General features: G+C 49.3%; 9 protein-coding genes. 6 read left to right on the top strand and 3 right to left on the bottom strand.

The genetic code is table 11. The features are described 5' to 3' along the window. Positions 1–13 precede the first annotated feature (13 nt). Positions 14–1,510 carry a serine hydrolase gene (locus ABGV42_RS14600; protein ID WP_347382273.1) on the bottom strand — a complete coding sequence of 499 codons (1,497 nt, stop codon included), beginning with the start codon at positions 1,508–1,510 and terminating at the stop codon, positions 14–16. A 290-nt stretch (positions 1,511–1,800) separates the two neighbouring features. Here ABGV42_RS14600 and ABGV42_RS14595 point away from each other — a divergent pair, with 290 nt between their 5' ends. The 6 genes from ABGV42_RS14595 to ABGV42_RS14570 all read left to right on the top strand — a co-directional run bounded on the left by ABGV42_RS14595 (position 1,801) and on the right by ABGV42_RS14570 (position 10,459). Then, positions 1,801–3,015, top strand: coding sequence for an outer membrane lipoprotein-sorting protein (locus tag ABGV42_RS14595; protein WP_347382272.1), 1,215 nt, complete (start codon positions 1,801–1,803; stop codon positions 3,013–3,015). A gap of 439 nt (positions 3,016–3,454) precedes the next feature. After that, a complete protein-coding gene (gene alr, locus ABGV42_RS14590; protein ID WP_347382271.1) occupies positions 3,455–4,642 on the top strand; it encodes an alanine racemase in 1,188 nt (395 codons plus the stop codon). A gap of 262 nt (positions 4,643–4,904) precedes the next feature. Then, entirely contained in the window at positions 4,905–5,186 is a 282-nt protein-coding gene (locus ABGV42_RS14585) for a CopG family ribbon-helix-helix protein (RefSeq protein WP_056699650.1), read from the top strand. Between the two features lie 3 nt (positions 5,187–5,189). Continuing rightward, positions 5,190–5,540, top strand: coding sequence for a type II toxin-antitoxin system PemK/MazF family toxin (locus tag ABGV42_RS14580; protein ID WP_024630714.1), 351 nt, complete (start codon positions 5,190–5,192; stop codon positions 5,538–5,540). A gap of 232 nt (positions 5,541–5,772) precedes the next feature. Next, positions 5,773–7,962: an alpha-galactosidase gene (locus ABGV42_RS14575; protein WP_347382270.1), complete on the top strand. Its 2,190-nt coding sequence runs from the start codon at positions 5,773–5,775 to the stop codon at positions 7,960–7,962. A 277-nt stretch (positions 7,963–8,239) separates the two neighbouring features. Then, positions 8,240–10,459 (top strand): Tex family protein, encoded by a 2,220-nt coding sequence (locus tag ABGV42_RS14570; RefSeq protein ID WP_347382269.1) that lies wholly within the window; start codon positions 8,240–8,242, stop codon positions 10,457–10,459. A 146-nt stretch (positions 10,460–10,605) separates the two neighbouring features. On the opposite strand, the gene cmpA is transcribed toward ABGV42_RS14570, so the two are convergent. Both cmpA and ABGV42_RS14560 read right to left on the bottom strand, forming a co-directional pair. Continuing rightward, positions 10,606–10,749, bottom strand: coding sequence for a cortex morphogenetic protein CmpA (gene cmpA / locus ABGV42_RS14565; RefSeq protein WP_095289070.1), 144 nt, complete (start codon positions 10,747–10,749; stop codon positions 10,606–10,608). Between the two features lie 210 nt (positions 10,750–10,959). Then, positions 10,960–11,316 carry a hydrolase/acyltransferase gene (locus tag ABGV42_RS14560; RefSeq protein WP_347382268.1) on the bottom strand — a complete coding sequence of 119 codons (357 nt, stop codon included), beginning with the start codon at positions 11,314–11,316 and terminating at the stop codon, positions 10,960–10,962. Between the last annotated feature and the right edge of the window lie 95 nt (positions 11,317–11,411).

The following is an 11,411-nucleotide window of genomic DNA, read 5'->3' as shown; positions in this document are numbered from 1 at the left end:
GTGGGCAGTTAATCTAGCTTTTCTTGATGAACTCGATAGGTTTCGTACCTGGTTCCATCAGAAACGGAATGGAAATGGAATGAGCGTTATTTTCTTGATCAACTTGGAAAGTAAACGTGATTTTGAGTCCAAATAAAACTAGCAGGACGGAAAAGGTGTCATTTCCCGTGTATTCCATGGGCATATCAATTTCGTTGAATATCGCTTGTAAGCCGTCATCTTTCAGTTGAATGGACAATTCTCCGTAACCGGCATGATAATAGATACCTGCGTAGGTAGTTACAGGTCGGTCAAGGGAGACGACGTTTGCATTATCCGTTTTTTCCTCTGTATCGGCCACGGGTACTGCTGCGGGGTCTAGCGCTTCTGGCGTATCCGGAACTGCAGATTCCGCTGATTCGCCGCCACTCATTAACTTGGCCATCTTCTCGCTCCAATCCACAGGTTCCATTCCAAGCAATCGGTCTATGATGTTAAATGTAACGGTATAAGGGATAATGCTTCCATGGGTATTGCAGAGTACTACGATCCCGATCTCTTCCTCTGGCAAAAAGGCAACCTGTGAACTAAAACCATCAATGGCGCCCCCATGATGAATCAACGAATGTCCACGGTAAGGTTCGATGATCCAGCCCAGTCCGTACGTGCTGATAGGCATCTCTGGACCATGAAACGGAGAATCACATGGCATTTGCGGACTGTGCAATACTTCCATTTGTTCCTTGGAGACGAGTTGCTGTCCATCATACTGTCCCTGATTCAATTGCAATCGCAGCCAGGCGATCATGTCTTCCAGATTGCTGTTAATGGAGCCTGCCGGGCCAACAGCATCGATGTTTCGATAAGGAATTCGTACATTCTCGTCGTCTTTTTCCATATACGGAACGGCATAATCAGGCTGGGTTTGCATTTCCTCCACAGAGAACAGACTGGATGTCATCCCCAATGGCTTAAACAGGTGATCCTGAACGAGCTTCTCCCAGGTAGTCTCCTTTAAGTTCCCGACCAGATATCCCGCAGTCATGTACATCAGGTTTTGATATTGCCACTTATTCCTGAAATCCTCATTTGGTTCAAGATACTGTAGAGCGTTTACGAGTTGCTCTCTGGTCCGTTCAGAGTTGTACCATACCATCTCATGCCTGGGTAGTCCCGAGCGGTGACATAACATATCACGAATGGTCAGGCGTTCCGTAGCTACAGGATCGAACATTTTAAATTCTTCCATATACGTTTTTACGGGCATATCCCATTTCAGCAGGTCTTGATCAACTAACATGGCAGCCGTTGTTGCCGTAAAAGCTTTCGTACTTGATCCGATGGCAAAGAGGGTGCTTGGAGTCACTTCGAGTTTGGATTCCAGGTCGCGATACCCGTAGCCCTTTTGCCAAATGACCTCGTTCTTGTGAATAACAGCGACAGCTGCTCCAACACCCTTCCAGGTTTGCAGCTGTCCGGCTACAAATTCATCCAATCCGTCCAGTAATGAGCGATGTTTGGTTGTAGTCATTATTATCCCTCCAATGTAAATATAAAGTGAGATCAAACCAAGAAAACAAAACTCGTATGTAGTTGTCATGCATGAGGTGTTCATTATCAACTATGCCTTTTTTGGATAAAGTTAACATCCGACCCGAGACTGATTTACCTGTCAGCGCTTGTCCTAACAAGGGAACAGAAAGCTTGTCAAACCAGTCCGCATAAATCGAACAAGTCCCTCATAGACATGTACTAATCAAGTAGGGGTTCTGCAGTACGCACAATCCTGAAGTGAAAACATGTGCTAAAGGGGATGATGTCATGCGCCGAATATCATGGATGCTTGCCATGGTATTGGTCTTATCGGCCTTACTTGCCGCCTGCGGGAAGAAGGATGCGGCAGCCGTGGTCAAAGATCTGAACGAAGTCGTAGGAGAGATGGAGAGTTACCAGGGAGCAGGCGTCATGACGCTGCATACCGGAGATACGCCGCAGCAGTATAAGGTCGAGGTATGGCATCAGAAGCCTTCATATTACCGAATCGCGCTTACCAATGCCAAAAAGGATGTCACCCAGATTGTACTCCGGAACGATGAGGGCGTATTCGTCCTGACGCCAAGCCAGAATAAAAGCTTCCGGTTCCAAAGCAACTGGCCGGATAATCAGGGTCAAGTTTATCTCTATGAGACATTGATCCGCAGCATTACGGGCGATACGACACGTCAGTTCGCAGATGAGAAGGAAAGCTACGTATTCGATGTAGCTGCCAATTATAATACGCATGCACTGGTCAGACAGAAAATCTGGCTGAACAAAAGTGATTATGCTCCCAAACAGGTGGAGGTATCAGACTCCAATGCAAACGTGGTCGTTGACGTGAAATTTGACAGCTTCAAATTCGGTGCAGAATTCGGCAAGGATGCATTCGATATGCAGCGCAACATGACAGCAGGGACAGACGGAAACAGCGGAACGGATACAGGTACGAATCCGGCCGAACAGGCAGGAGAGAGTGGCTCCAAGGAGCCGGCAAGCTCCGAGACTGCCCCTGGTCAAGAACCGACAACAGGCTCTGCAGAAGGAGTCAGTGATGGACAAACCGGTGTGAGCGAGAATCCGGAACAGCAAGAAGCTCAGGATCCGGCGAGTGTTGAACCAGGCACAGAGGAGCCTACCATGACCGAACCGGAAGGAGCCGGCAGTTTTGGAGTGATCGAACCGACTTACGCTCCGGAAGGCGTCAAGCTGAAGGATGATCAAATTGTGGAGGAATCCGGCGATTACTCGGTCATGCTCCGCTACGAAGGAACATATAACTATACGATTTTCGAAGCCAGACCGCAGGACAGAGCCGTATCACTCGCGCCATCTCGCGTTGTGGATCTCGGATTCACATTGGGCATGATTAGTGGAGACGCTTTACAAACGTTAACATGGATGACCGATGGAATTGAATACAGAATCACGAGTGCAGATCTGCCGGAGAGTGAAATGGTCCAAATTGCAACATCCATGCAGGAGCAGTCAGGTAAATGATGTAAAAGGTATAGTCGCTAGGGCATTAGGAATGCTAAGGAGCATCGGGGACTTGTTCTCCGGTGCTTTTTGATGTACACAGTTAGGTTGGCGCAGCATATTATGGAGAGTAAAAACAGGACGTTTCGTAATAGGTATTGCTTGAGAAGTGAGCAGTGAAATGGGCAGGTTGAACCAATAAATACAAAACACGCTTATATGCGGGATGAACCGGGTAAGTAATCGGTATAGGCAGATAGAGATGGCGTGAAGCTGCATGTAGTGACTCATGCCAGTATCGCTTATCAGCCTGTTTCTTCATCCGCTTCCGGCCTCGAATTATGCTGGGCACGCTTTTGGAGTCACTGTTCTTCTGCTCATTTGACAGTCACATGCTTGAGCATTACGATGGAGTCTGATATGTGAGCCGGATTAAGATGACTAGAGAAGGTGACAGAACGTGCAAGGACAATATCGGCCGACCCAAGTGGAAATCAACTTGGATCATTTGAGTAGCAACGTAGACGCTTTCCGCTCAGCCCTGCCGCAAGGCATGAAGTTTCTAGCTTGTGTCAAGGCGAACGCTTATGGACATGGAGCTGTGGAGACGGCCAGAGAATTGGAACGAATCGGAGTGGATTATCTGAGTGTCGCTTTTCTGGACGAAGCGCTTGAACTGCGACAAAACGGAATCAAGGCTCCGATTTTGGTATTGGGTTATACACCGCCTGAAGGCATTGCTGTGGCCAGAGAACATGATGTGACCATAACCCTGTTCAGCAGGGAAGTGCTTGAAGCCATTCGTGATCTGGATACAGGATCGTCCCGGAAACAACTGAAGGTTCATATCAAAATTGACAGTGGTATGGGTCGCCTGGGGCTGCTGCCCGGTGATGAAGCTCTTGCTTTCATACAGCAAGCAGCATCAATGGATCAGATCCTGCTCGAAGGTATGTTTACCCATTATGCCAAGGCGGATGAAGAAGATAAGACCTATACACTGGAGCAGTATCGACGGTTTCGAAGCGTGGTTGAAGCGCTGCGGGATCAGGGATGTGTCATCCCGATTATACATACGGCGAACAGTGCCGCTGCCATTGATACACCGGAATTATCCTATAACATGGTTCGAGTGGGTATCAGTCTGTATGGGCTGTACCCTTCAGCCGAGGTGAATCATCAGGTAGTGAAACTGGTCCCGGTATTGACACTGAAGACGAAGGCGGTTCTGGTCAAGACGCTGCCGCCTCATTGGGGCGTCAGCTACGGAACCCGTTATGTGACACAAGGGAACGAACGAATTGCGACCCTGCCTATCGGCTATGCAGACGGATATTCAAGAATGCTGACAGGTAAAGCTCAAGTGCTTGTACGTGGCCGCCGCGTTCCCGTCGTCGGTACGATCTGCATGGATCAGTGTATGGTGTCGCTGCAATCTTTCGCTGAGGAGGCGGAAGAAATTCAAGCCGGCGAAGAGGTTGTCCTCATCGGTCATCAATCTGATGGTGTCATTACCGCAGATGAAGTGGCCTCTCAGCTTGGTACGATTGCCTATGAGGTGATCTGCATGATGGCTCACCGGATTCCGCGAATCTATTTCCGGAACGGTATGGAAGTCGCCAAGATCAATCCTCTTTTGACATCCTGACAAGTCAACTGGACGCTATTACCAATAAACTTTTTTTCGGAACAGAAGGAAAACTGTCGGAGCATCTCGAATGTTGTTATATTGACGAGGATGAAAAATCCTGAAAAGAGATGTTTGGTCTGTACGAATATTGCCCCCCATGTTTATAATGGAGTACAGCATACTTGATATACTCGGGGCATATATATTCCTTTGTATAAAAGTTCTGGAAAAACGTAATACTGGTTCACAATGGCGAAAGGTTTGTGGGGGTGGAAGATAGGTGGCCAACTTGCAGAACACCAAGCGGATTATGATCAGTTTGCCTGATCATCTCCTGCAGGAAGTGGATGGCATCGTAGCGCTGGAGAATTCCAACCGCAGCGAATTGATTAGGCAGGCCATGAAGCTGTATTTGACCGAACGGAAGAAGCGTTACATCCGTGAGTCCATGCAGCGCGGGTACATGGAGATGGCAAAAATTAATCTGACCATGGCATCCGAGGCCTTTCACGCGGAGGAAGATGCGGACAGCACTCTGGACCGCTTAGTTAGCGGGGTGTAGACATTGATCGTAAAACGCGGTGACGTTTTTTTTGCGGATCTTTCTCCCGTTGTCGGTTCCGAACAAGGTGGAGTCAGGCCGGTGCTGGTCATCCAGAATGACATCGGCAACCGGTTCAGTCCAACGTGTATCGTGGCGGCTATTACCGCCCAGATTCAGAAGGCAAAGCTGCCGACGCATGTCGAGATTGATGCTGCGGCTCATGGCTTTGACCGGGACTCTGTCATTTTGCTCGAACAAATACGGACGATTGACAAACAAAGACTGACTGACAAGATTACCCATCTGGACGAGGAGACCATGAAATTGGTCAATGAGGCGTTACAGATCAGTCTGGGTTTGATCGATTTTTAAGTTGCAAGGCAGTCTGTTTGGGCTGCCAGCAATCCGTCCGCTGCGGGATGTTCCTTGCGGGGAACACACAATTACAGACAACAGATCAGAGGAGCGTATCGCGGCCCAAGGGCAGCGGTACGCTCTTTTGATTAAACTAAAATGAAAGCGTAGAACATTGGCGTGCTTTTCGCTATAATGGAACCTGAGAAACCGTTTACGCCAAAGACGTATATAGAGGTGGAGGAGACGTATGAGCATTTATATCAATCAGGAGAAACTACAATTTCATTTACAAACCCGCAAGGCAAGTTATGTATTCCAGGTGCTTCCTTCGGGATATTTGGTACATCTGTATTATGGCAAAAAATTGCGCGACACGGATCTGAGCTGGCTGCATGTTCGGACCGAGCGTGCTTCCTTCAGCCCGAATCCGGTACCGGAGGATCGGACGATTTCATTCGATACACTTCCGCTGGAACTGCCAGTCTATGGAACAAGTGATTTCCGTAACCCGGCAGTCCAGCTTCAACTTGAGAATGGTTCAAGCGTCTCGGAATTCACGTATATCGGCCATCGGTTGGAGAAAGGGAAACCTGCTCTTCAGGGATTGCCGGCGACCTATGTGGAATCTGCAGATGAAGCTGATACACTTGTAATCGAGATGGAAGATCGCGTGGCAGGAGTTCGCATCGAGCTCTCCTATACAGCTTATTCTTCCTTCAACGCTATTACGCGGTCCATGCGTATCATAAATGAGAGCGCTACCTCGGTGAATGTGGCTCGTGCCCTAAGCACATCCGTAGATTTCCCACATGCCGATTATGAGCTGCTGCAGCTGTCGGGTGCATGGACGCGGGAACGCGATATTGTTCGTCGCCCTCTAGCTTCCGGTTTGCAAGGCGTCGAGAGCCGCCGTGGTTCAAGCAGCCATCAACAAAACCCGTTTATCGCATTGATGACGCCAGGTACGGATGAAGATCAGGGAGAAGTATACGGCTTCAGTCTCGTATACAGCGGAAGTTTTACAGCGCAAGCGGAAGTGGATCAGTTCCACACCACGCGTGTATCACTCGGCATTAACCCGTTTGAGTTCAGCTGGAAGCTGGAATCCGGAGAAGCTTTCCAAACGCCTGAAACGGTCATGGTATATTCTGATGCAGGACTTGACGGCATGTCCCAGTCTTATCACGAACTTTATCGCGAACGGCTTGCACGCGGCAAATTCCGCAATACAGAGCGCCCGGTATTGGTTAACAACTGGGAAGCAACGTATTTTGGTTTTAATGCGGACAAGATTGAACAGATTGCGCGTGCAGGACAGAAGCTCGGTATTGAGCTGTTTGTACTCGATGACGGCTGGTTCGGACATCGCGACAGCGACAACTCCTCGCTGGGAGACTGGATTGTGGACAAGAACAAGCTGCCTCAAGGTCTGGAGGATCTGGCGAGCCGGGTAACCGGATTGGACATGCAGTTTGGACTGTGGTTCGAGCCTGAGATGATCTCGCCGGACAGTGAATTGTATCGCAAGCACCCGGACTGGTGCCTGCATGTGCCTGATCGTCGCCGGACAGAGGGCAGACAGCAATTGGTGCTGGATTTCTCCCGTCAGGACGTCCGGGATGAAATCGTACGCATGCTGAGCGATGTGCTGGGATCTGCACCGATTTCTTATGTGAAGTGGGATATGAACCGGAATATGACGGAGGTGGGCTCTGCGCTTCTGCCTGCGGATAGACAGCGTGAGACAGCTCACCGCTATATGCTTGGTTTGTATGAAGTGATGGAACGGATTACGTCCTCCTTCCCTAATATTTTGTTTGAGAGCTGTTCAGGCGGCGGGGGCCGCTTCGATCCGGGAATGCTGTATTACATGCCACAAACGTGGACAAGCGACAATACGGATGCTGTCTCCCGTTTGCGCATCCAATACGGGACAAGTCTGGTGTATCCAGTAAGTTCCATGGGATCGCATATCTCGGCCGTACCGAACCATCAGGTTAACCGCATCACATCGCTCGAGACCCGCGGACATGTTGCCATGTCGGGCAACTTTGGCTACGAGCTTGACCTGACAAGTTTCACAGAGGAAGAGAATGCCATTGTGAAGGCTCAAGTGGAGCTGTACAAGGAGATTCGGAGCACCATTCAGTATGGCACGTTCCGTCGTCTGCTCAGTCCGTTTGAGGGCAATGAAACCGCATGGATGTTTATTGCACCGGATGGAAGCGAAGCGGTTGTATTCTATTTCCGCGTGTTGTCTGAGCCCAATGCGCCGCTCCAACGTCTGAAGCTGAAAGGATTGGATCCGAATGCCGATTACCGCCTGAAGGGCAGTACGGAGACGTACACGGGGGATGCATTGATGTATGGTGGAATTTCTGTAGGCCGTGCATCGGGTGATTACCTGAGCGAGATGTTCCGATTCGAACGGGTATAGTTAATCCTGCGTTTAATGCAGTGCTTTTCGGGGAAGACCGGAATACGTCGGGGTGACGTTTTTCGGTCTTTTCTTATGGGTTACGCGAAGCGATGAACCATGGACTCCACTGTAAGAACTTGTAACTGGTATGAATGCTGGAAAACTGAACGGGATTTTGTGATAATATAGGGAAGAGCAATCTGCATGAATGCAGATTTGATAATGTGATTACAGCAGCATAGCTGCCCTGAACATGCTTAATCTGAAACGATTCAGGAAGGAAAGAGGGATTTATTTGTCTGAACAGGGAACGGTTCTGGAACCCAATGAAGAAACAATAAAGGCGGAACGCCAGGAAAGAATCATCAAACAGGTAGCCAAGGAACTGTCACTGGCCTTGAAGCAGGTGCGCACGACGTCAGAGCTTCTGGAAGAAGGCAACACGATTCCGTTTATCGCCCGCTACCGTAAGGAAATGACTGGAGAGCTGGATGAGAACCAGCTGCGACTGATTGAGGAACGTCTCGTATATCTGCGTAACCTTGAGGATCGCAAAGTGGAAGTCATCCGTATTATAGAAGAACAAGGTAAACTGACGGGAGAACTGAAAAAGTCCATTACCCAGGCTGTGAAGCTGCAGGAGGTAGAGGATCTGTATCGTCCTTATCGCCAGAAGCGTAAAACACGTGCCAGCGTAGCCAAGGAAAAAGGTCTTGAGCCCTTAGCTGTATGGATCTGGAGTCAACCGAAACAGGGGAATGTGCTCGAGGAAGCTGCGCGTTACATCAATGCCGAGCTTGGAGTGGACGATGCAGAAGCAGCCCTTCAGGGAGCCAAAGACATTCTCGCCGAGAACATCGCTGATGATGCGACCATTCGTGCGTGGATTCGTCGCTATACGCTGGATCATGGCATGCTGACTTCGGAAGCGAAGGATGCCGAGCAGGAATCCGTATATGAGAACTACTATGATTATCGTGAGTTGGCTAAAAAGATGCCTCCGCACCGGATTCTCGCCATTAACCGAGGTGAGCGTGAGAATATTCTGAAAGTAGGTCTGGAAGTGCCATCTGATCCGGCCCATCGTCATATGGAAGGTCAGATCATCAAAGGGGCATCTGCGGTGCAGGACGTATTGCGCGCTGTCATTGAAGATGCCTACAAACGGCTGATTGCACCTTCGATTGAGCGTGAGGTCCGGGCAGAATTGACAGAAAAGGGTGAAAGTCAGGCGATCTCCGTATTTTCTGCCAATCTGCGTAACCTGCTGCTTCAGCCCCCGATCCATGGCAAACGTGTGCTTGGTGTCGACCCTGCTTATCGTACTGGCTGTAAACTGGCTGTAGTGGATGATACGGGCAAACTGCTGGAAGTGGCTGTTACGTATCCAACGCCGCCGCACAACAAAAAGCGCGAAGCAGCCGAGGTATTTCACCGGATGATCAAGCAGTATGATATCGGATTGATCGTTATCGGTAATGGTACAGCTTCCCGTGAAACGGAGCAGTTTGTGGCCGAGATCATTCAGGAAAATGGCGATGAGAGCCTCGTGTACCTCATTGTTAATGAAGCTGGAGCAAGTGTGTATTCCGCTTCCAAGCTGGCACAGGAGGAATTCCCGGATCTGGATGTGGCCGAACGCAGTGCAGCTTCCATTGCCCGTCGTGTACAGGACCCCCTGGCTGAACTGGTGAAAATTGATCCAAAAGCAATTGGCGTAGGACAATACCAGCATGACGTCTCTCAGAAGATTCTGGAGGAAAGTCTGAAAGCGGTCGTGGAGTCAGCGGTTAACCATGTAGGCGTGGATGTGAATACGGCCTCGCCATCACTGTTGTCCTATGTTGCCGGCGTGAATGCGACCATTGCCAAAAACATTGTAAAGTACCGCGAGGAGAACGGACGGTTTACGAACCGTCGTCAGTTGCAGAAGGTACCACGTCTGGGTGCCAAAACCTATGAACAATGCGTAGGTTTCATGCGTATTGGTGAAGGTGAGAATCCGCTGGATCGTACACCGATTCACCCGGAATCCTACAAAGTCGTCGATCAGTTGTTCAAAGAACTTCAGGTGGAACTGGACAAGCTTGGCAGCAAGGAGTTGTCTGTGCTTCTATCCGAGCAGCAGCCTGAACAACTGGCGGTGAAACTGGACGTGGGTGTGCCTACACTGCGCGACATTCTCGACAGCTTACAGCGCCCGGGACGTGACCCGCGTGAAGAAATGCCACTGCCTATTTTCCGTACGGATGTCCTTAAAATTGAGGATCTGGTCGAAGGCATGGAACTTCAAGGTACTGTTCGCAACGTTATTGATTTTGGTGCCTTTGTCGATATCGGGATCAAAAGTGATGGACTTGTCCATATTTCACAGCTGAGCAACGGTTACGTGAAGCATCCAATGGATGTTGTTTCTGTCGGTGACAATGTAACGGTATGGGTTATGAATGTGGATACCAAAAAGGGCCGGGTCGGCCTGACCATGAAAAAGCCTGCTTCGAAGCAGACTTCCTAATCCCAAGATCCGAGAACAGCCTTCCCAGTTACGGGAAGGCTGTTTGTTGATCGGCTCGAATGGTGTTGTCGTCCGTTCCATATTCTTCGAATGAGTTCATGAAGGAAGAGTGAATTGGTTGGGGACATGAAGAGTGAGGTCAGATTCTAGAGTTCACGATCCGCGCTGCGCGGTGTGCCATTTGCAGGTTTGTTCCGGTAAAAGAACCAGCATTCGTTCAGCAGCTTGATCTGTCTGCTGTCCTTTTTGTGAAATGCACGCATCAGTTGATTGCAAAGCCATTGAGGCAAAGGGATCTCCTCCTCTTGCATAATTCATCTGTACGTTAGCATATGTGGCAACAGCCTGGACTGTGCGGATTAACCCGCTTGGAGTGAGTAAAAACAATGTCCGGCTCGTCAACCGTCCTGGTTGACTCTAATAAGATAAAAAGCGCAAATCCGGTTTACGGAAATGCGCTTACAGGTTAGGGTGTGCAGTTTTAGAAAACGATAAATCAATCAGAGTGATTCCATTTCTTCTTCGTACCATTGTTCCAGCTGGGCTTGAAGGGCCCGAATTTCAGTAAGTAAGGAAATCAAGGGATAATGCGTCTCACGCAGTTGGGCGAAACTATGCTCAAGCGCATTGATGTACTCCAGCCCTCCGATGATGCTAAGCTGCTCGTTCAGAAGATCAAGGTTGTCACATTCAGCGATGGCCCAGGGCAGTACAGGTACATCCGCCGCGGTAAGTTTATCAATCTCTTTGTGCAGACGCAGGTTGAGTGCACTGAGCTGATAGGCGTAATCGGCAGGCATTTCAACAAACTGCAATTGCTGCTCCTGCTGCAGGATGACATAGCGCATTGTAGGCATAACGAGTAATAATCTCCCCTCATACATTCTACTTGACAGTGTAGCCTACGAAACGGTTAAAATTCAAGTGTTATACTGGAAAATCAAGCGTTCCG

The organism is Paenibacillus pabuli (assembly GCF_039831995.1).
Lineage (GTDB): Bacteria > Bacillota > Bacilli > Paenibacillales > Paenibacillaceae > Paenibacillus > Paenibacillus pabuli_C.
Note: the sequence above shows the minus strand (reverse complement) of the source record. Positions and strands in the feature narration are given on the sequence as shown.

Coding starts and splice junctions, on each gene's coding strand:
- ABGV42_RS14600 (WP_347382273.1), bottom strand. CDS start 1,510: ATGACTACAACCAAACATCGCTCATTACTGGACGGATTGGATGAATTT.
- ABGV42_RS14595 (WP_347382272.1), top strand. CDS start 1,801: ATGCGCCGAATATCATGGATGCTTGCCATGGTATTGGTCTTATCGGCC.
- ABGV42_RS14575 (WP_347382270.1), top strand. CDS start 5,773: ATGAGCATTTATATCAATCAGGAGAAACTACAATTTCATTTACAAACC.
- ABGV42_RS14560 (WP_347382268.1), bottom strand. CDS start 11,316: ATGCCTACAATGCGCTATGTCATCCTGCAGCAGGAGCAGCAATTGCAG.